14 protein-coding genes are annotated in these 22,861 nt (G+C 37.5%); 2 read left to right on the top strand and 12 right to left on the bottom strand.

Annotated elements, in window-relative coordinates:
• Positions 1 to 7: 7 nt before the first annotated feature.
• The 9 genes from EYD45_RS12330 to EYD45_RS12290 all read right to left on the bottom strand — a co-directional run bounded on the left by EYD45_RS12330 (position 8) and on the right by EYD45_RS12290 (position 16,551).
• A complete protein-coding gene (locus tag EYD45_RS12330) occupies positions 8 to 4,696 on the bottom strand; it encodes a gliding motility-associated C-terminal domain-containing protein (RefSeq protein WP_130964865.1) in 4,689 nt (1,562 codons plus the stop codon).
• A 223-nt stretch (positions 4,697 to 4,919) separates the two neighbouring features.
• Entirely contained in the window at positions 4,920 to 6,710 is a 1,791-nt protein-coding gene (locus EYD45_RS12325) for a cytochrome c oxidase subunit I (protein WP_130964864.1), read from the bottom strand.
• 26 nt (positions 6,711 to 6,736) lie between these two features.
• Positions 6,737 to 7,810: a cytochrome c oxidase subunit II gene (locus EYD45_RS12320; protein ID WP_130964863.1), complete on the bottom strand. Its 1,074-nt coding sequence runs from the start codon at positions 7,808 to 7,810 to the stop codon at positions 6,737 to 6,739.
• Positions 7,811 to 7,840: 30 nt separating this feature from the next.
• Positions 7,841 to 9,220 carry a quinol:cytochrome C oxidoreductase gene (locus EYD45_RS12315; RefSeq protein WP_130964862.1) on the bottom strand — a complete coding sequence of 460 codons (1,380 nt, stop codon included), beginning with the start codon at positions 9,218 to 9,220 and terminating at the stop codon, positions 7,841 to 7,843.
• A gap of 20 nt (positions 9,221 to 9,240) precedes the next feature.
• Positions 9,241 to 9,795, bottom strand: a complete 555-nt coding sequence (locus EYD45_RS12310; RefSeq protein ID WP_233702645.1) for a c-type cytochrome — start codon at positions 9,793 to 9,795, stop codon at positions 9,241 to 9,243.
• A 9-nt stretch (positions 9,796 to 9,804) separates the two neighbouring features.
• Entirely contained in the window at positions 9,805 to 10,338 is a 534-nt protein-coding gene (locus EYD45_RS12305; RefSeq protein WP_130964861.1) for a DUF3341 domain-containing protein, read from the bottom strand.
• A gap of 9 nt (positions 10,339 to 10,347) precedes the next feature.
• Positions 10,348 to 12,087 carry an NrfD/PsrC family molybdoenzyme membrane anchor subunit gene (nrfD, locus tag EYD45_RS12300; RefSeq protein WP_130964860.1) on the bottom strand — a complete coding sequence of 580 codons (1,740 nt, stop codon included), beginning with the start codon at positions 12,085 to 12,087 and terminating at the stop codon, positions 10,348 to 10,350.
• A 28-nt stretch (positions 12,088 to 12,115) separates the two neighbouring features.
• On the bottom strand, positions 12,116 to 15,217 hold the full coding sequence (locus EYD45_RS12295; protein WP_130964859.1) for a TAT-variant-translocated molybdopterin oxidoreductase: 3,102 nt from the start codon (positions 15,215 to 15,217) through the stop codon (positions 12,116 to 12,118).
• Positions 15,218 to 15,249: 32 nt separating this feature from the next.
• Positions 15,250 to 16,551: a c-type cytochrome gene (locus EYD45_RS12290; protein WP_130964858.1), complete on the bottom strand. Its 1,302-nt coding sequence runs from the start codon at positions 16,549 to 16,551 to the stop codon at positions 15,250 to 15,252.
• Positions 16,552 to 16,796: 245 nt separating this feature from the next.
• On the opposite strand from EYD45_RS12290, the gene EYD45_RS12285 reads away from it, so the two are divergent.
• Positions 16,797 to 17,159 carry an SPOR domain-containing protein gene (locus EYD45_RS12285; RefSeq protein ID WP_233702644.1) on the top strand — a complete coding sequence of 121 codons (363 nt, stop codon included), beginning with the start codon at positions 16,797 to 16,799 and terminating at the stop codon, positions 17,157 to 17,159.
• Between the two features lie 65 nt (positions 17,160 to 17,224).
• On the opposite strand, the gene infB is transcribed toward EYD45_RS12285, so the two are convergent.
• The 3 genes from infB to rimP all read right to left on the bottom strand — a co-directional run bounded on the left by infB (position 17,225) and on the right by rimP (position 21,684).
• Positions 17,225 to 19,903: a translation initiation factor IF-2 gene (gene infB, locus EYD45_RS12280; RefSeq protein WP_130964856.1), complete on the bottom strand. Its 2,679-nt coding sequence runs from the start codon at positions 19,901 to 19,903 to the stop codon at positions 17,225 to 17,227.
• Between the two features lie 73 nt (positions 19,904 to 19,976).
• On the bottom strand, positions 19,977 to 21,209 hold the full coding sequence (gene nusA / locus EYD45_RS12275) for a transcription termination factor NusA (protein WP_130964855.1): 1,233 nt from the start codon (positions 21,207 to 21,209) through the stop codon (positions 19,977 to 19,979).
• A gap of 13 nt (positions 21,210 to 21,222) precedes the next feature.
• Entirely contained in the window at positions 21,223 to 21,684 is a 462-nt protein-coding gene (gene rimP / locus EYD45_RS12270; RefSeq protein WP_130964854.1) for a ribosome assembly cofactor RimP, read from the bottom strand.
• A 183-nt stretch (positions 21,685 to 21,867) separates the two neighbouring features.
• Here rimP and EYD45_RS12265 point away from each other — a divergent pair, with 183 nt between their 5' ends.
• Positions 21,868 to 22,692, top strand: a complete 825-nt coding sequence (locus tag EYD45_RS12265) for a universal stress protein (RefSeq protein WP_130964853.1) — start codon at positions 21,868 to 21,870, stop codon at positions 22,690 to 22,692.
• The last annotated feature ends 169 nt before the right edge of the window (positions 22,693 to 22,861 follow it).

Below are 22,861 nucleotides of genomic sequence, written 5' to 3'. Positions count from 1 at the left end.
CTATAAATTATCTGCTTAAGTATAAGCGTCCTTGTTCTGGAGCATCAACTCCGTTATTAAATCTGAAGATATAGAAGTACACGCCCACTGGTAAATCGCCTTTTACAACAACTCTTCCTTGGTTTGATGTACCATCAAATCGTGGTGTACTCGCATTACCTTTATACACAATGTTTCCATTTCTGTTATATATCTCTAATTCGAAGTTTGGATATAGAATATCAAGATTATCAATATCGTAAGTATCGTTCATTCCATCCCCATTTGGCGAGAATCCATCTGGTAAACTTATTTTACCACAGGCTGTGATATCAGGTGTAACCTCTAATCGTACTGAACTTTCACAACCTGTAGTTTGGTCTACTAAAGCTGCGTAATATGTTGTATTTCCTAATGCCGAAGTATCTGGAATTGGCACGCCTCCAATGGGGACATCATACCAAACAATATTATCTAAAGCAGCGTCATACTCTACAATATTTTGAGATAATGTGTTTAATGTTGGTCCATCATTGATACAATAATCCTCATTAAAGTCATCCAAAGTAGGGGTTGCTGCATCATTTACAGTAACATCAATTTGAACTGCTACTGAAGACTCACAACCAGTACTATTGGTTTGTGTTGCGTAATAATCTTCTCCGTCAACGATATTATCGGTATCTGACAAAGGCATTGTTAACGCAGCATCTTCGTACCAGTTTACTGTTCCAGTAGCACGAATACTATCACTTAAATCTGCTACAGTAGGTGCATCCGCCAAACAAAAAGTAGGATTAGGATCTAAGACAACTACTGGTAAACTGTCATCGATAGTCACTGTAACATCTGCCGTTGCATCTGGCGAACATGGTGCTATTGCAGTTACTGTGTAAGTATAAGTTCCGGCAGTATCCATAGAAGGATCAAAAACGCCAGTGCCACTTGTTAAAGCGGGTGACCAAGTTCCTCCTGTTTGTGCATCAACTCCTAAAAGTGTAAACAGGTCAGTTGTTCCGTCACCTGCACAAGCAGCCAACGAAGCATTTGCGCCAGCATTTGGGGCTTCAATAACGGTAACCACTACATCGCTACTTACGGTTCCGCATGCATTTGTTATAGTATATGTGTACGTTCCTGACGTATCAGTTGTTGGATCGAAGTCTCCAGTTCCACTAGCCAAAGCTGGTGACCAAGAGCCTCCTGCATCTGCGCCTCCTAAAAGCGAAAATAAATCAGTAACGGTATCTGTACTACAAATATCTAAAGTTGCATCTGTCCCAGCGTTCTGTGGTTCTTCGATAGTAACGGTAATGGTTGTGCTATCATCCACACATGGTGCATTTGCAGAAACTAAATATGTAAAATCGTATGTTCCTGGTGCTAATCCACTAGCATCAAAAATATTTCCTGTCAAAGCTCCCGTAGCGTCATCATCTTGCCATGTGCCTCCAGTATCTTCAGTACCGTCTAATCCTGTGAATAAATCAATATTGTTATTGTCGTTACAAGCTACTATTGCAGTTGTATTAGGATTTCCAGCATCTGGTGATTGATAAATAGTTACATCAACTTGAGTTCTTGTTGAAGACTCACAATTGGTTGTGCCATCGGTTTGTGTTGCGTAATAATCTTCTCCGTCTACTAAAGCCGTAGTGCCGTCTAATGCAGTTCCGCCTGTAGCATCATCATACCATTGAATTGTTGTCCCTGTGGCCGATAAATCTCCAATCGTAGCACTGTCACAAAACTCTTGAGTAGCTGAGGCTGTTGGCGCAGGTGTATCATTTATTATAATACTTACGGTAACATTTACATCATCACAACTTCCAATGGCATCCACATCATAAGTGAAATCGTAAGTTCCTGATGCAAGTCCATCAATGGTAACTAAGTTTCCTGATAAGGCTCCTGTTGCGTCATCATCGTTCCAAGTACCTGTTTGGTCTTCATCAGTTAATAAATCGAATAAATTATAGGTTTGAGCAGTTGTAATTTCAGAAATACAGAATTCAACTGGCGTATTAGCGGTTCCTGATTCTGGTGCATCTTCGACCGTTATCGTTACTGTTGAACTATTTGTACAACCGTTTGAATCTGTAATAGAATAGGTGAAATTATAACTACCGATAGCAAGTGCCGTTAAATCTACATTACTTCCTGATAACGCTCCTGAAGTATCATCATCTGCCCAAGTACCTCCTGAATCTTCTCCTGCTAATTGCCCGAATAAATCTAACGGTGAATTTGCTGCTAAATCATTTTCACAGAACGTTGCTGGCGATGGTGTTCCTGTATTAGGCAATGGATTTATAGTGATCTGTACTGTTACTAATGGGTCATCACAACTTCCAATGGCATCAACATCAAATGTATAATCATAAGTTCCAGGAGTTAAGCTAGACAAATCGATTGGATTTGGTGTTGTTGCTCCTGTGTTGTCTGTTCCGACATACCATGTTCCTGTTTGATCTTCACCATTTAATAAATCGAATAAATCAAAACTTGCTGGTGCTGTTCCTTCACAAAATTCTGGGAAAGTAGCTACTGGTGTGCCTGATTCTGGGGCATCTTCGACCGTTATCGTTACGGTAGAACTATTTGTACAACCATTTACATCAGTAATAGTATATGTGAAATTAAACGAGCCAATGGTTAGTGCCGTTAAATCTAAATTACTTCCAGATAACGCTCCTGATGTGTCATCATCTGTCCAAGTACCTCCTGAATCTTCTCCTGCCAATTGCCCAAATAAATCTAACGGTGAATTTGCGGCTAAATCATTTTCACAAAACGTTGCTGGTGATGGTGTTCCTGTATTAGGTAATGGATTTATAGTGATTTGTACCGTTACCAATGGGTCATCACAACTTCCAATGGCATCAACGTCGAACGTATAATCATAAGTTCCTGGAGTTAAGCTAGACAAATCGATTGGATTTGGTGTTGTTGCTCCTGTGTTGTCTGTACCGACATACCATGTTCCTGTTTGATCTTCACCATTTAATAAATCGAATAAATCAAAACTTGCTGGTGCTGTTCCTTCACAAAATTCTGGGAAAGTAGCTACTGGTGTGCCTGATTCTGGGGCATCTTCAATAGTTATTGAAATTTGTTCCGAGTCTGAACAGGTGCCATTATCAATAGTATAAGTGAATAAATATGGGCTTCCTGCTACTGTAAAACCAGTAATATCGATTGGGTTTGAGACCGTCGCATTTGCGGCATCAGTCCATGTTCCTGAGTTATTGTCCTGCGAACCATCTAAAGCATCAAATAAATTAAATGGTGAGTTTGTAGCCAAATCATTTTCACAGAATGTCTGGTTGACTGCATTACCAGCATCTGGATCAGCTAAAACAACAACTTGTACTGTGGTTGATTCCTCAGGACAAGGATTTGGCAATAAATTTTGCGTATAAGTAAAATTATAAGTGCCAGATGTAAATCCTGTTAAATCGAAAGGCGATGTTACAACTGGGTCCGTACTTAATGTCCCTTGTGTCCATTGCCCACCTGGATCTTCGCTATCCAACAATGAAAATAAATCTAAATCTGTTGGTAATCCAGATTCACAATATGAAGCAGGATTAGCGGCCGATGGCGTTCCAGAACTTAATGTTTCATAAACCTCGATAGATACTGTTGCAACAGCATCAGGACAAGCTCCAGTACTAGCAACTGTATATGTAAATGTGTAGGTACCTGCTGTTGTTAAGCTTGAAATATTTACAGTACCTCTAAAACCATTTGATGTTGCTAAAGGCCCTGTCCAAGTCCCTGTATTATCAGGTGTTCCTCCTAATTCATCAAATAAATCAAAGTCGGCACCTGGTAAATTATCATTACAATATTCTAAATTTGCTGAACTTCCTGCTTCCACAGGTGTATCAATATTAACTGTAACCGCAACGGGATTACTCACACAAAAGATATCATCTATTTGAACATAGTAGGTGTTTCCATCCACCAAAGGTTCGGTAAGTGCCAATGCTGGAGGTATTGGGTCTCCTGATCCATCTAAACTGCTATACCAAAGAAAATTCGTAGAAGTCGTTCCTGGATCTAAATTTCCCACTAATGGGTTACTATCGGAACAAAACTCCTGTGGAGACGCCGGTGTTGGATCCGTTGGTGCTGAGAATACACCTACTTGACCAATCTCAATTTGACTTTTACAGCCGCCATTATCTACAAAAACAATGTAGTAATTGGAAGCTCCGATTGGAATTGCATCTGTTGGGTTTGCCTGATCTGTTAAATCAAAATCATTATATACCTCTACTGCACCTCCTGAAGGAATACTTCCCAGAAGCACATCATCAATATAGGTTTGAATTGTTGCACTTTCATTACTACAATAGATACGGTCAAGGTTTTCCCCTGAAGGGTCTACTTGAAAATCAATTGTAATAGACGCTCTAACTCCACATGTTCCAGAGTTGTCATCAGCGTAGTACGTTCCCTCAGAAACCAGTTCATTGACATTAAATGGAGTACCGCCAGAAGCTACATCATACCAGACAATACCATTGCCATTATCAGTAGCAAGGGCATTTAAGTCGTTGAACGTGTAGCCTGAGGCATCACAAATAGGTGGAGGGTTTGGGTCTGTTATTGTTGGACATTGCGCAGTTGCGTAAAATGACATTAACAAAAACAATAAACAACAGAATATATGTGAGCATACATTCATTGGGGTAGGTTTAGTTTTCATTTTGAATGGTTAAAAATCATACTTAATAGCAATTGGAAAATATATTGATGTGAATCTTAAACAGAAACATCTTACTATTTTTCCGACTGCAATTTAACTGATTTTTTTGTATTTCATCGAAATTTTTTGAAAAAAATTACTTTTCATCGAAAAAAACACTCATTTAAACTGAAAAACCCGTCCAAACGGACGGGTTTTGAATGTAAGGTATATAATATTAAATCTAATGCTGTAGTTCTTCCTCGCCGTCTTTAAGCGGAATATTTTGAGGAACGAAATCTTCGTCATGTCCTGGTTTACTATAATCGTAAGCCCAACGATGTACATGGGGAATTTCTCCTGGCCAGTTTCCGTGCATATGTTCAACAGGCGCTGTCCATTCTAGAGTTGTAGATCTCCATGGATTTTGAGGTGATTTCTTGCCAAAGAATATACTTGCAAAGAAATTGTATAGGTAAACTATTTGCACCACACCACCAACTAATGCGAAAATGGTTATGATAACATTTACATTAGCTACATCATCAAACAATGGGAAATTACTGTTAGTATAGTAACGACGAGGTAATCCGGCCATTCCTATAAAGTGCATTGGGAAAAATACACCATAGGCACAAACTGCAGTAACCCAAAAATGAATATAACCCAAGTTTTTATTAAGCATTCTACCAAACATTCTTGGGAACCAATGGTAAATACCAGCAAACATACCATACAGTGCAGAAATACCCATTACTAAATGGAAGTGGGCTACTACAAAGTAAGTATCATGTACGTTAATGTCCAAAGCACTATCCCCTAGAATAATCCCTGTTAACCCTCCTGTAATGAAGGTCGACACAAATCCGATAGAGAATAGCATTGCGGGATTCATCTGGAGATTACCTTTCCACAATGTAGTAATCCAGTTAAAAGCTTTTACCGCAGACGGAATGGCTATTAATAAGGTTGTAAATGTAAATACTGATCCCAAAAATGGGTTCATACCAGAAATAAACATATGGTGACCCCAAACTATAGTAGATAAAAATGCAATAGCTAGGATTGATGCAATCATTGCACGATAACCAAATATAGGCTTACGCGAATTTGATGCCATAATCTCAGACACAAGCCCCATGGCAGGTAGTATTACAATATATACCTCTGGATGTCCTAAGAACCAAAATAAGTGTTCAAACAATACTGGTGAACCACCTTGGTAATGCAATACTTCACCTTGAATAAATATGTCTGATAAGAAGAATGATGTTCCAAAACTTCTATCCATAATTAATAATAATGCCGCAGACAATAATACTGGGAATGAGATAACACCAATAACAGCAGTGATAAAAAATGCCCAAATTGTTAATGGCAATCTTGTCATGGACATCCCCTTAGTTCTTAAATTTATTACAGTTACAATATAATTTAACGAACCTAATAAAGAGGATGCAATAAATATTGCCATAGATACCAACCATAATGTCATACCTGCACCTGAACCTCCTTGAGCCAAAGGTAAGGCACTTAATGGCGGGTAAATGGTCCAACCTGCCGCTGCTGGTCCTGCCTCAACAAATAGTGAAATCACCATAATCACACTTGACAAAAAGAACAGCCAGTACGATACCATGTTTAAGAACCCTGATGCCATATCTCTTGCACCAATTTGCAACGGAATTAATAAGTTACTAAACGTACCACTTAACCCTGCTGTTAAAACAAAGAATACCATTATAGTACCATGTATTGTAACAAGTGCTAAATAAATATCTGCATCCATTACTCCATCTGGAGCCCACTTTCCTAATAATGCTTCAAAGATCACATTTGGCTCTTCTGGCCACGCGATTTGCATACGGAACATTAAGGACATTAATACACCAATAACTCCCATAATAGTACCAGTAATAAGGTACTGCTTTGCAATCATTTTGTGATCTTGACTAAATATATATTTAGTTACAAACGTTTCTTTATGATGATGTCCGTGGTCGTCGTGAGCGTGAGTATCTGCGTGTGCTGACATAATCTATTATCGTTTTTCTTTTTGAATTAGTTAATTAGAGAGTTCTTGAATTCCTTTTGCTCCTTTATCCAAGCATTGTATTCTTCTTCCGTTTCTACTACAATTTTCATTTGCATGTTGTAATGTGATTTACCACAAATTTTATTACAAAGCAAAAGGTAATCAAACTCATAAGGATCTAAAGGGTCTCCTCCTTTTTCTATTAATTTTTTACTTTTTTCTACTCTAATTTCGTTAATGTTCTTCACTTTTTCCTGCATTTGAGGTGTTTGTCTCATTTCTGCAGTAGTAACTGTTGGTGTAAATCCAAACTGCGTAATCATACCTGGAACACAGTTCATTTGCGCTCTAAAATGTGGCATATAAGCCGAATGCAATACATCTTGAGAGCGCATTTTAAACAATACAGGTCTACCTACTGGCAAATGCAATTCTGTAGTAATGATATCATCTTGTGCGTTAGGATCTGATTCGTCTAAACCTAAAATATTAGCACGATCAATATCTATTAGACGGACATTGGCTTTACCAAGCGTATTATCAGCACCACCATATCTAGCTTTCCAGTTAAACTGTTGTGCATATAGTTCAACTACTAATGGATCATCACTTTCATCAACACCCATAATGTTAATCCAAGTATTCAAACCATAGATAATTAAGCCTGCCAAAACAATAACTGGTATTATTGTCCAAATAAACTCTAGCTTATTGTTATCAGCAAAGAATAATGCTTTTTTACCCTTTTCACCTTTATACTTAAATGCGAAATAGTGTAATAAAAACTGAGTAACCGTTTGCACAAAGAAGATGATAACCATAGAAATCACCATTAAATTATCAATGGTAGGCCCATGGGCAGAGGCAGAGTTTGACATTAATGGCAAATCGCCCCACTTAACGCAAGACACAATAGTAATTACATAAATGAAAGCCAAAAAGCCCATCATTAAGTAACCGTTAATGGTGTTATCCTTATCGGTAGCTACTCCAGCAGTAGTATTCTCATTTTTGGCCTGAGCCAAATCAAAAATCTTAACCATCTGCCAGATGGCTATCAAAATAAATACTAAAACTATAATTGTTAATAAAGCAGTCATTGTTATCAGTCGTCTTTATTTATATCTTAATTAATAATGAAATTCTTCACTTTCCTTTCTAAAAGGATAGCCTTTTACCAATAGAGGTGCTTTTGCTAAAGCTGTAAATACTATAAAAATGAATAAGCCAGCAAATAATAATATTGAACCAATTTCTGGAATTCCAATAAACCATCTATCACCAACTGTAGCAGGCATAATCATATTGAACACGTCGATGTAGTGTCCAAATAGAATTACTAGACCAGTCATTACCACAAACCACGGTATACGTTTGTAATCTGCATTCATCAACATTAAGATTGGGAATACAAAGTTAAGTACAACCATGCCTAAGAAAGGCAATTTATAATCTTGGAAACGCGTTACAAAATAGGTTACCTCTTCTGGGATATTTGAATACCAAATTAGCATGAATTGAGAGAACCAAAGGTATGTCCAGAAAATACTGAATGCAAACATAAATTTAGCAACATCGTGCAAGTGGTTTTCGTTTACAAACTCTAAATGCCCTCGAGATTTTAAGTAGATAGAAATTAATGCTATAACTGTAATTCCGCTTACAAACATGCTCGCAAATACGTACCAACCAAATAATGTAGAGAACCAGTGAGGATCTACACTCATAATCCAATCCCAAGACATCATAGATTCTGTATAAATAAAGAACACTAAGAATCCTGCAGACCACTTGAATAACTTCTTAAAGGTACCCTTATCCTCTCCATCTTCTAACTTGCGTGAATACTTTCTAGAAATGTATCTGTAAAAACTCCATCCTGCAATAAATATAGCTCCGCGAATAGCAAAACCTGGAAGGTTTAGCCACCCTGATTTTCCTTGTATTAATTTATCATGGGCTACAACATCAGGATCCATCCAAATAAAAATATTGTAGTGACCAATAGTACCAGAAGCTATAGCGATTAAAAGTACAATTACTGCTCCAGGTAAAAGGTAAGCTGTAATTCCTTCCATAACCCTAAATAACACAGGGGACCATCCCGCCTGGGATGCAATTTGAATAGCGTAAAACGCTAAACAGCCTAATGCAATCATCATAAAGAAAAATGCCGCTACATATAATGCAGCCCAAGGTCTGTTAGCTATTTGATGTTGTACATGTTCAATATGCTTAGTATGCTCATCTACTCCTGCGTGTGCTTCTTCTCCATGACTATTATCATCATGTGTGTCAGCTGCATGTGAATTATTAGCATGGGCATCATGACCTGCTGCTGCGTGTACTTCTTCGCCATGTCCACCACCATGATGTGCTTCTTCTGCAAGTAAGTGCTCTACTTCTTCAAAAGATTTATGAGATGTCATAAAACCATATCCTACACCTAATGCTCCAAGTATTACTAGGATGATAGAAAATGTCTTTAATTTATTTGAAAATGTATACATATCTATATAATCTTATCTTCTTACTTTTCTAAATCTGCTTTTAACTTTAAAACGTAAGACACTACTTGCCAGCGCTCTTCTTCGTTTAATTGGTTTGCGTAACTTCCCATAGAGTTCTTACCGTAATAAATAGTGTGATAAATACTCCCTTCATTTATAGCTCTTCCTGCATCATCATAGCTAGGAATACCTAATATTTTTTCACGTTTTACCAACTTACCTTGTCCGTTACCTTTGTTGCCATGACAAATACCACAATAAATATCGTACAACTCCTTACCTCTTTCTAAATCAACCTGAGTGGAATCTAAAGGACTCTTTAACGTTTCTTTTGCCAAATTGTAACCATCGGTCGAGTTTTCAATATCAAAAGGAACAAAGCCTCTAGGTATACTTCCTTCGGCAGGCGTTCTTGCTTCCATACCGTTTTCATAAAGCTGGTTCTCCCCATAAGTTTCATATCCAGCAGATTCATACATATTTGGCATGAATTGGTAATTTGGTGCAGTATCTTTTCTACATGAAAAAGACACTAAAACCACTGCCATAACTGTTATTTTAATTAAGCTCTTCATAAAACTATATTAATGCGCTTCTTTATCAACTAAATTAATCTCTACCGCTCCAGTTTCGGCCAGTAAATTTTGCAATTCACTTTCGTTTCCATGAACAGCAACTTCCATTAAAAAATGATCATCAGTTGTTCTAGGATCTGGATTTTCAGCTTTTTTAAATGGCCACATTCTACTGCGTAAGTAAAATGTAATTACCATTAAATGCGCTGCGAAAAACACCGTAAGCTCAAACATAATTGGTACAAAGGCAGGCATGTTTTCTAAATAACTAAAGCTTGGTTTACCACCAATGTTTTGCGGCCAATCTTTAATCATAATAAAATTCATCATTACAATTGCAACCGTTAAACCTACCAAACCATACATGAATGCTGTAATTGCAATACGTGTTGGTGCTAATCCCATCGCCTTATCTAATCCATGTACAGGAAAAGGTGTGTATATTTCTTCAATATGATGCTTTTCTGCCTTTACCTTTTTAACAGCTGACATTAATACATCATCATCAGTATATATAGCGTGAATAACTTTTGAAGCTTCCATTGACTACGTTTAGTTTATTAATTTTTTAGCTTGTCCAGACCAATCATCACGTTCTGCCCTTCCTGGGAAAGAACCTGTAATACTGTCTAACAAGTCGTATTCTTTTTTGGTCATTTTACTTACCTGAAGGAATGTATAAATACCAATACTATTTAATACTTCTTCCATTTTTGGCCCAACTCCACTTATCTTCTTTAAATCATCAGCTGTACCAGTAGATGGGTCAAAAGTTCCAATACTTTCTAATAGCGTGCTTGTCATTTCTGACTTATCGCCTTCTATTACCGTTGGCTCCGGCTCTGTAGCAATTACATGTGATACTTTTCCTGAAGTTCTTTCATCAGCACCTGTTCCTACTAAGCTATCACCTCTTTCTCTAATATTCTTATAACGTTCTCCTGACGATTTCAAAATCGTTTTCACCTCTGCCTGTGCAATTACAGGGAATGTTCTAGAGTACAATAGGAATAATACGAAGAAGAATCCAATAGTTCCGATGAATATTCCAATATCAACAAATGTAGGAGAGAACATTGTCCATGAAGAAGGCAAGTAATCTCTATGTAATGAGGTTACAATAATAACAAAACGCTCAAACCACATTCCTATATTTACAACAATTGAAATAACGAACGAGAACATAATACTTGTTCTTAACTTCTTAAACCACATAAATTGTGGTGAGAACACATTACAAGTCATCATTGACCAATACGCCCACCAGTAAGGACCAGTTGCTCTGTTTAAGAATGCATATTGCTCGTATTCAACTCCAGAATACCATGCTATAAATAGCTCTGTAATATAAGCCACACCAACAATTGAACCTGTAATCATAATTACAATATTCATCAGTTCGATATGCTGTACTGTGATATAATCTTCAAGACTGCACACTTTTCTCATGATAATCAAAAGCGTGTTTACCATAGCGAATCCTGAGAATACCGCGCCCGCAACGAAATATGGTGGGAATATTGTGGTGTGCCAACCAGGAATAACCGACGTGGCAAAGTCAAAGGATACAATAGTATGTACAGAAAGTACTAACGGCGTTGCTAAACCAGCAAGTACCAAAGATACTTCTTCAAAACGTTGCCAATCTTTAGCACGACCAGACCATCCAAAACTTAATAAAGCGTATATTTTCTTTTGAAAAGGTTTTACTGCTCTATCGCGAATCATGGCAAAATCAGGTAATAAACCCGTCCACCAGAACACTAACGATACCGATAAATATGTTGAAATTGCAAATACATCCCAAAGTAATGGCGAGTTGAAGTTTACCCATAATGACCCAAATTGATTTGGAATTGGTAATACCCAATATCCTAGCCACGGACGACCCATGTGAATAATTGGGAACAAACCTGCCTGAACTACCGAAAAAATGGTCATCGCTTCCGCAGAACGGTTAATCGCCATTCTCCACTTTTGACGGAATAATAAAAGTACCGCTGAAATCAATGTCCCTGCGTGACCAATACCTACCCACCAAACGAAGTTTGTAATATCCCAAGCCCAACCTACGGTTTTATTTAAACCCCAAGTACCGATACCTGTTGATATGGTATAAATGATACATCCAATTCCCCAAAGAAAAGCCGCAAGTGAGATACCAAAAACTATCCACCAGTGCTTATTGGCTTTTCCTTCAACAGGTTTTGCTACATCCACAGTAACATCGTGGTATGATTTTTCTCCTGTAACTAAAGGTCTTCTAATAGGTGCTTCGTAATGAGACGCCATAATTATATAATTGATTCTTTAATTAGATTTATGCTTCAGTTGTATTTCTCACTTTAGTTTGGTACATCACGTTTGGTTTGGTACCCACACTTTCTAATAAGTGATACATACGATTATCTTCTTTAAGTTTTGCAACTTTACTTTCCTTATCGTTGATATCTCCAAATATCATTGCTCCAGAGCTACATGCCGCAGAACAAGCAGTTTGGAATTCTCCATCTTTAATTTGACGTCCATCACGCTTCGCATCAAGAATAGTTTTTTGTGTTTTTTGAATACACATAGAACATTTCTCCATTACCCCTCTTGAGCGTACTACAACATCTGGATTCAATACCATACGTCCTAAATCGTCATTCATATAGTAATCAAACTCATCGTTACCATTATACAGGAACCAGTTGAAACGACGTACTTTGTAAGGACAGTTGTTTGCACAATATCTAGTACCTACGCAACGGTTGTAAGCCATGTGGTTTTGACCTTGACGCCCATGTGATGTTGCCGCAACAGGACAAACCGTTTCACACGGTGCATGATTACAATGCTGACACATTACTGGCTGGAATGATACTTGCGGATTAGCAGCTGGATCTTCCATTTCTCCAAATCCTCCAAGAGAACCATTATCGCCCCATAAACCGGACATTTCATCCTTTTTATCATTGTCGCCCTCAAATGTATCATCTGAAGAATAATATCTATCAATACGCAACCAATGCATATCACGGCTACGACGCACCTCTGTTTTTCCAACAACAGGTACGTTATTTTCAGAATGACAAGCAATTACACAAGCACCACATCCGGTACATGCATTCAAGTCTATCGACAAGTTAAAATGATGCCCTATGGAACGATCAAATTCATCCCAAAGATCAACTTCTGGAGAAGTAACCGGAGTTTCTTCATGGTTTAAAGACACAACTGGAACAGGATTCCAATGCTCCTTGTCCTTTGTGTTAAATATCTCTAAAGTGGTTTCTTTCACGATATCACCACGTCCCATTAATGTATTGTGTAACTGTACACACGCAAACTCATGCTCTCCGCTAACCGCTTCAACTGATACATTCTGTACAGAGTTAAAGTTTTGGTATAAAGGATAAGCATTTACACCTGTTTGCATTTCTTCTTTTAAACCAAGTTTCTTTCCGTAACCTAATGCCAACCCAACAGTTCCTTTTGCTTGACCTGGTTGAATAATCACCGGCACTGTTACAGAAGAACCATTTACAGTAACTTTTGCATAATTACTATTCAATGCACCATTGGCTACATTGGTATTGGTAAGTCCTAATTCTTCAGCATCAGCTTTAGATACTGTTAAATAGTTATCCCAAGCCGTTCTTGTAATAGGATCTGGAAACTCTTGTAGCCATGGATTGTTGGCTTGTTGCCCATCACCCATACCCACTTTGGTATATAACGTTAGTTCAAGTCCTTCAGATTTAGCAGAAGCCGCTAATGCTCTTGCTGCATTTCCAGAAGGCGCTTCAAGATTTTCTTCGCTTACTTCTTCAGCCTCAACCTCTTCAATTAACGTTCCAACATAAACACCATCATGTAATGCCTTGTTAAAAGAACTTCCACCTAAAATGTCAGTACCCCAAGTTTCTTTTATATAATCGTGGTAAGAACTTTCGTTTTCAGTCCACTTCAATAATCCTTCTTGGAATTGTCTTGTATTAAACAAAGGACGAATAGTAGGTTGTGTTAAACCATAGTGTCCTTTCTTCAATTCTACATCACCCCAAGACTCTAAATAGTGTGGTGCAGCGGCAACATATTGACATTCTGAAGCAGTTTCGTCTTCTTTTAAAGAAAATGCAATTGACAAATCCGTCTTCTTTAAACCTTCTACAAAGTCTGCTGAATTCGGCAATGTATACACAGGATTTACACCACTCATGATAACAGCGCCTACTTTACCAGCCTTCATATCGGCTACTAACTGCATTACTGCTTTATCGTTACCTTGTCTTGTTTTGATAGGCGTTTTAGGATCAAAAGCCTTACTTCCTAAAGCCTCATTTATTTCTAAAGCAACAGTTTGAGCATTTACATCTTGAATTCCTGTAACTACCACACCTTTACTTCCAGCTTTTTTTAATTGCGAAGCTGCCTTTGCAACTGCATCATTAATGTTGTCTGGTAAATCTGTAGACACAGAACCACCTACAACTAAACTATATAATTTAGCTAAAACTTGCTTTTGCTGACTTGGAGTTAATGGCACGCGCTTATCAGCATTTGCACCAGATAAACTCATATTAGATTCAAACTGAATATGACGTGACATTTTACCATGATCTGGGATTCTATTTTTAGAATATCCAGAATCAAATCCTCCACCTTGCCAATCACTTAGGAAATCAGCTCCAACAGAAACAATAGTCATTGCTTTTGAGAAATCGTAATTTGCCAATCCTCTTTCTCCATATTTTGCTTGAAAAGCATCTAAAGCTGCAGATTCTGAAACAGCATCGTATTGTACGTGACTTACGTTGCCATATTTTTCAGAAAACTCAGCTACTAGTTTATTTGTAGATGGACTAGCAAATGTTTGTGTTAATAACACAATACTTTTGTTTGCAGCAGCCACATCAATAAGCGCCTTAGTTGTTTCCGAATCAAAATCACTCCAAGAAATATCCTCTCCATCCTTCTTCGGTCCTTGAACGCGTAAACTGTCATATAACCCTAAAACAGAAGCCTGCACTCTGGCATTTGCACTACCATTGGTAGCTGCCATATTGTTATTTTCTATTTTAATAGGACGACCTTCTCGAGTTTTTACTAAAACACTTGCAAAATCAAAACCATTTGCGATTGTAGTGGCGTAATAATTGGCAACTCCAGGAATAATTTCCGTCGGTTGCACCACGTAAGGTATTGATTTTTTCACTGGTCCTTCACAAGCCGCCAACGATGCCGCAGCTGTTGTAAAACCTACATATTTTAAGAAATCACGACGTGAAGTAGAAGTAGACTCTAGAGTTTCCTTATCTCCCAAAAATTCGTCCGTAGGAATTTCTTCTACAAACTCGTTTTGTTTTAGCGTCTCAACAATAGAGCTGTTTTCGTTTAGCTCTTCAACACTTTTCCAGTATTTCTTGTTTGATGACATATTATATATGAATTACTTCTTATTAAAATTGATTAATAGTGGCACTTTCCACATTCTAAACCACCCATTTGAGCAGCGGTTAAATTCTCTACACCATACTTTTTGGACAATTCCTCATGAATTTTTTCATAGTAAGCATTGTCTTTTACAGCCACGTTTGTTTCTCTATGACAGTTGATACACCATCCCATAGTTAATGGTGAATGCTGGTACATCACTTCCATCTCTTCAACAGGCCCATGACATGTTTGACATTCAACCCCAGCTACAGTAACGTGTTGTGAGTGATTGAAATATGCGAAGTCTGGCAAATTGTGAATTCTAATCCATTTTACAGGCTTAGTTTCTCCAGTATATTTTTGGTTTTCATCATCCCATCCTACAGCTTCATACAGCTTCTTTATCTCAGCATTGTAATCCACACCATACTCGCGTAAGCCTTCTTGCTGAGTTTCTTCCGCTACTTGATAAATTGACTTATGACAATTCATACACACATTTAGCGATGGAATACCTGAATGCTTACTTACTCTTGCCGATGAGTGGCAATATTTACAATCGATACCATTATCACCTGCATGAATTCGATGTGAGTAATGTATTGGTTGCACAGGTTCGTAACCTTGATCAACTCCTATTTGAGATAGATAACCATAAACAAAATATGCACTTGACAATAAAAAGAATATAGCAACCACAATCATTAAGAACTGATTTTGAACAAACGCTTTCCAAAGCGGTGTTCTTGTAGATTCTGGCAACTCAACATCCTGCACTTGCGCAAAACGACGCAGTGTTTTATTCACTAGGTACAAGCCTAATGCCAATAAAATGAATAAAATTGCTAAAGCACCAAGAATAAGTTCATTTGAAATACCTCCAGAGTTGCCAGAGTCTCCGCCTGCAGGTGTCGTAGCAACAGCCGTAGCCGCAGGTGCTTTCTTTTCTTCTGCAGTATAGGCTAAAATATTGTTTAAATCATCATCGCTTAATTGCGGAAACGCCGTCATCGCAGCACCGCCATACTCATTGTATATTTTATTGGCATAAGCATCGCCAGACTTAATCATTCCGGGGCTATTTCTTATCCAAGCATACAACCATTCCCTATCTAAACCTTCCTCTTCAGACAAGCGCGTCTCCACATTGCGTAGTGCAGGTCCCGTCATTTTTTTATCCAATTGGTGACAAGCAGCACAATTGGCATTAAATAAAGCTTTTCCTTTTGCTGGATCTCCTTCCTGAGCCGAAATCGATGTAGTAAACGCTAATAATACAATTAAGCTTAACTGAAGAATAGAATTGCTTAATCTACGGTGAATCACCTGTTTCATATTGTTAGTTATATTAACTTCTAAACTTTGGTATGATTTTTTCATAAATATAATGAAAAAACACAGTTGTAAAAATCTCTCGCAAAAGTAATACTTAAAGTCGATTCGCAAAATGTTAGCGAAGTGTTAATTACTAATTTAGAGAAATTCTAAATAAGAAAATGACCAATGTTATGATTTATCTCGTATATATTTGCATATAGATAATTAAAGAAAATATTATGCGTTTAAAAAACAGTTTTTTTATGATGCTATTTACAGCCTTTTTAGCTGTAATTGGACATGCCCAAGAAGGTAAAGTAACTATCAATCAAGACGATAGAATAACAGACCTTTTAGAGCTGAAAAAGAAGATGAATCGAAATGAAACAGATTCTAGACGTTATAAAATTCAAGTGTATTCTGGAAACAGAAGTGGCGCACAAAATGCCCAGAAGGATTTTGCTGAAACTTTTGGGGATTGGCGACCAGTAATGCATTACGAAACCCCTAATTTTAAAGTTTGGGCTGGAAATTTTAGCACACGTTTGGAAGCCGACAGAGCACTAAAACGCATAAAAAGAAAGTTTCCTGCAGCATTTATTTTCAAGCCAAAAAAGAAAAAGTAAACACAATAGACCATAAACAAAAAAAGCGAACCAAATGGTTCGCTTTTTTCTTGAAATCACTTTATTTATTTCAATTTTTTCTTAACCTCTACTTCATGGAAGGCCTCAATAATATCGCCTTCTTTGATATCGTTGTAATTTTTCACTTGCATACCACAATCGTATCCTTTTGAAACTTCCTTAACATCATCTTTAAAGCGTTTTAATGAAGCCAACTCTCCAGTATGCACAACAACACCATCACGTATTAGGCGCACCCCTGAGTTTCTAAATATTTTACCATTGGTAACCATACAGCCTGCAATACTTCCGATTTTAGACACTTTAAACACCTGTCTAATTTCTGCAGTACCAGTAACTTCTTCTTTCAATTCTGGAGACAACATGCCTTCCATAGCATCTTTTAAGTCGTTGATGGCATCGTAAATAATTGAGTATGTTCTGATGTCTATTTCTTCTTTATCAGCAATATCTCTTGCATTACCTACGGGGCGTACATTAAATCCAACAATAATGGCATCAGAAGCCGAAGCTAATAATACATCACTCTCTGTAATGGCTCCAACACCTTTGTGAAGGATATTCACCTGAATTTCTTCAGTGGATAATTTTTGGAACGAATCTGTTAATGCCTCAACTGAACCATCCACATCACCTTTAAGGATAATATTCAACTCTTGGAAATCTCCAAGCGCAATACGTCTACCAATTTCATCAAGGGTAATATGACGTTGTGTTCTAACGGATTGTTCACGTTGTAGTTGAGAACGTTTGGCTGCAATTTGTTTCGCTTCGCGTTCATCTTCAAATACATTAAACTTGTCTCCCGCTTGCGGTGCACCGTCCAATCCTAATATAGAAACCGGTGTTGATGGACCAGCTTCCTCTATATCATTTCCACGCTCATCATGCATCGCTTTTACTTTACCACTATGCTGACCTGCCAATACATAATCGCCAACGCGCAGTGTACCAGCCTGAACTAAAATAGTAGACACGTAACCACGGCCTTTATCTAGGAATGCTTCTACAACGGTTCCTACTGCAGGTTTTTCAGGATTAGCTTTTAATTCTAATAGCTCAGCTTCAAGCAATACTTTTTCCAGTAATTCTTTTACGCCAGTACCTACTTTAGCAGATATATCATGGGATTGAATTTTACCGCCCCAGTCTTCAACTAATAAATTCATATTAGCAAGACCTTCTTTAATCTTATCAGGATTAGCGGCTGGTAAATCAATTTTATTGATTGCAAAAACAATTGGCACCCCAGCAGCCTGTGCATGGGAAATAGCCTCTTTAGTTTGCGGCATGATGTCATCATCAGCAGCAGCAACAATAATAGCAATATCGGTAACTTGCGCACCACGTGCACGCATCGCGGTAAACGCTTCGTGACCTGGTGTATCTAAGAATGCTATTTTTTGTCCATTATCTAGAGTAACACCATAAGCACCAATATGCTGTGTGATACCTCCAGATTCTCCAGCAATTACGTTTTCCTCTCGGATATAATCTAGAAGTGATGTTTTACCATGGTCTACGTGACCCATTACTGTTACAATTGGTGCACGAGGTTTTAAATCTTCTGGTTTATCTTCAACTTCTTCAATAGATTCCTCGATATCAGCAGTAACAAACTCTACTTCATAACCAAATTCCTCTGCAACGATAGACAGCGTTTCAGCATCCAAGCGCTGATTCATTGTAACCATCATTCCCAAGGACATACATGCAGAAATAATCTCAGTTACTCCAACATCCATCATGGTAGCAACCTCACTTGCCGTAACGAACTCGGTCACTTTAAGTATCTTACTTTCTGCAGCTTCTGCCTGTAATTCCTTTTCTGTTTGATCTCTATGTTGATCTCTTTTTTCTCTACGATATTTTGCACCTTTTCCTTTGGAAGATTTTCCTTGTAATTTTTCAAGTGTTTCACGCACTTGTTTTTTTACATCCTCTTCACTTGGCTCTTCCTTAACAACATTTCGGCGTCCTTTTCCTTTAAACCTATCATTACGGTTACCACCGCCTCTTTGCCCGTTATTACTACCTGGTCCACCAGGGCCAGCTTTACTTATACGACGACGCTTTTTCTTGGCATCTCCCGCCTTGGCATCAGTTTTCTTTTCTTCTTTCTTCTTTTTAGGCTTGTTGAATTTTGTTAAATCAATTTTATCGCCAGCAATTTTAGGGCCTGAAAGCTTTTTATATTGGGTTTTAACCTTTTCATCTGGTGTTACCAATTCACCATCAACCTCAACTTTTTTAGGTACTTCTTTCTTTGCTACAGGTGCTTCCTCTGCTTTTGGTGCTTCCTTTTTTACCGGTGCACTTTTTTCCTCTTTTGCCGCTGGCTTTTCTGCTGGTTTCTTTACATCTAAATCTATTTTCCCAACAGTTTTAGGACCTGAAAGTGCTTTTGAAGCTTTTACAACTTCTTCTTGCTGTGCTTTTTCAATGGCTTCTTGAGCTTTTTGCTTTTCTTCAAGCTCCTTTTCACGCTTAATGCGTAAATCTTCCTTCTCCTTAAGCTTAGCTTCACTCACTTTTTGCGACCTCATTTTCTTATTCGCATCCGTTTCGAATTCATCTGCTAGAACGTTATATGTTTCTTCAGATATTTTCGTAGTCGGACGTTTCTCTATCTCAATGCCTTTGGAATCCAAAAACTCCACAGCACGATCTAAAGAAATATTCAGTTCGCGTAAAACTTTATTTAATCTAATTGTTTCAGCCATAAATTGCCTTTAAAATCTCAAATATATCATTAATACCTATACTGTTAAAACTTCTTGCGAAATTAACGAGGTACTAGTCTTCAAATTCTTCCTTAAGAATTCTGATGACATCATTTATTGTTTCTTCTTCTAAATCTGTTCTTTTTACCAAATCATCAACGTCCTGCTCTAGCACACTTTTCGCAGTATCTAATCCAGCTTTACTGAATTCTGCTATAATCCACTCTTCAATCTCGTCTGAGAATTCGCTTAACTCTACATCTTCCTCAGCACCTTCTCTAAACACATCTATTTCGTAACCCGTTAATTGACCTGCCAAACGGATATTGTGACCACCTCTACCAATTGCCTTACTTACTTCTTCAGGTTTTAAAATAACCTCAGCTCGTTTTGTTTCTTCATCAATTTTAATGGAAGTTACTCGCGCTGGACTTAATGCTCTTGTAATAAAAAGTTGTAAGTTATTGGTGTAATTGATAACATCAATATTTTCGTTACCTAACTCACGTACAATGCCATGAATTCTGGAGCCTTTCATACCTACACAAGCGCCCACGGGATCTATTCTATCATCATAAGAATCCACCGCTACTTTCGCCTTTTCTCCAGGGATTCTTACTACTTTTTTAATCGTAATTAAACCATCAAAAACTTCAGGTATTTCCTGCTCAAACAACTTCTCAAGGAAAACCGGAGAGCTTCTTGACATAATTATGGTAGGTTTTGCGCCTTTAAGCTCTACAGTGTCAATTACTCCGCGTACATTATCACCTTTCCTAAAGAAATCCGACGGTATTTGTCTGTCCTTTGGCAGCACAATCTCGTTCCCCTCATCATCTAATAAAATAACTGCTCTGTGTCGTATATGATGTACTTCTGCAGTATAAATTTCGCCAACTAAATCTTTAAATTGCTCGTAGATTATGGCATTGTCGTGCTCATGTATTTTAGAAATTAGGTTTTGGCGCAATGCTAAAATAGCACGTCTACCTAAATCTATTAATTTCACCTCCTCGGATACATCTTCGCCTACTTCAAAATCTGGCTCAATCTTTCTGGCCTCGGTTAAGGAAATCTCTTGGTTTTCATCTTCAACCTCACCATCTGCCACCACAATACGGTTTCTCCATATTTCTAGATCGCCTTTGTCAGGATTTACAATAATATCAAAATTATCGTCATCTCCATATTTCTTTTTAAGGGCGCTTCTAAAAACATCTTCTAAAATCGCCATTAGCGTAACACGATCAATTAATTTATCGTCTTTGAATTCTGAAAAAGATTCAATTAACGCAACATTCTCCATAACTCTACTTGAATTAAAATTTAATCATAACTTTTGCTTCTACAATATCTTCGTAAGCCACATTGGCTTGCTTTTTTACAGTAACCTTACCTTTACCAACTGGTTTGGGCTCTCTGGTTTTCCACTCTAACGTGATAGCATTATCAGTAGCTTCTGCTAAAACACCTTCAATTTTTTCTGAAGCGGTTTTAACTTTTAAGGTTCTGTTTATATGTCTCTTATACTGTCTTTTATTTACTAAAGGCGATGCTGCACCTGCCGACATCACTTCTAGGGAAAAATCCTGCTCTTCCCGATCTAAATTATGCTCTATGGCCCTGCTTAAAAACATACAATCTTCCACCAAAACACCGTTGTCGCCATCTACAATTACTTTAATGTGATTTGCTGTATTAACATCAAAATCTATTAAAAATAAATCTGGCCTTTCGGTTAACGCATCATTCAATAAACCTTGTACTGTATCTTTAAACATTTTAGTATAAAAAGAGGGGACTTTCCGTCCCCTCATAATTAATTTCGCCTTTTCAACGCCGCAAATATAATATATTTAATTGATTTTTAAAGAATTTATCCCTATTTTTATATGAACTCATATTGCTTTTTGTTTCCACTAAAAATGCACTAAAAATGAGTTAACAACTAACACTTCCCCATCATGAAAAAAATACTTGTACCTACCGATTTTTCAGAGCAAGCCGAAAAGGCTTTAGAAGTTGCAGCGCAACTAGCAAAACAACATGAAAGTGAGATTTACTTGTTGAACGTTTTGGATTTGCCCTTGCATGAAATAGACCCTTTAAAAGGCTATAACGATTTACCTGAAGCTGTTTTCTTTATGAAGTTGGCTCACAAAAAATTTGAAGAATTAGTGAAAAAAGACTATCTGGATGGCATTACCGTTCATGAAACTGTAGAATTCCATGATATTTACAAGGCCATAAACAGTGTTTGCGAAAAGCACAAAATCGATTTAGTTGTTATGGGTTCTTATGGCGCTAGTGGGTTTAAAGAACTACTTATTGGTTCTAATACCGAAAAGGTAGTGCGCACCTGCGAAACACCCGTTTTAGTAGTGAAAAAGCGACATCAGGAATTTAAGGTTGAACACTTTGTATTTGCGTCTGATTTTAAGGAAGAAGCCAAAGTGCCTTTTTTGAAAGCTTTAAAATTTGCTGAATTTTTTAATGCTGAAATGCACTTATTAATGGTAGTTACCGCTAATAAATTTGTGACTACTGCCGAAGCAAAATATAGGATTCAAGGGTTTTTAGATACTGTAACCCATAGTTTTTGCTCGATACATATTTACAATGATGAAACCATTGAAAAGGGTATCATGAATTTTTCTCAATCCATTGATGCCGATTTAATAGGCATGAGTACTCATGGACGCCAAGGATTATCGCACTTTTTTAACGGCAGTATCAGCGAGGATTTGGTAAACCATGCGAGGCGACCTGTGATGACGTTTAGGATTTAATTACATTATTTTACAGGAAGTAACAAGCTATAGCACAAAAATGAAGCCAGCTGATAAGTGCGTATTCTATGATTCGACCAAAAAAAATTTGTTAAAATTTAAGCTACGAACCTTAATGTATCCACATAAGGTGTTTGTCTTTGTATAACCGCAAAGATGCGAGCAATCA

Origin of the sequence: Hyunsoonleella flava (assembly GCF_004310325.1) — a bacterium.
Classification (GTDB): Bacteria; Bacteroidota; Bacteroidia; order Flavobacteriales; family Flavobacteriaceae; genus Jejuia; species Jejuia flava.
This window is presented reverse-complemented; position numbering and strand designations above follow the sequence as displayed.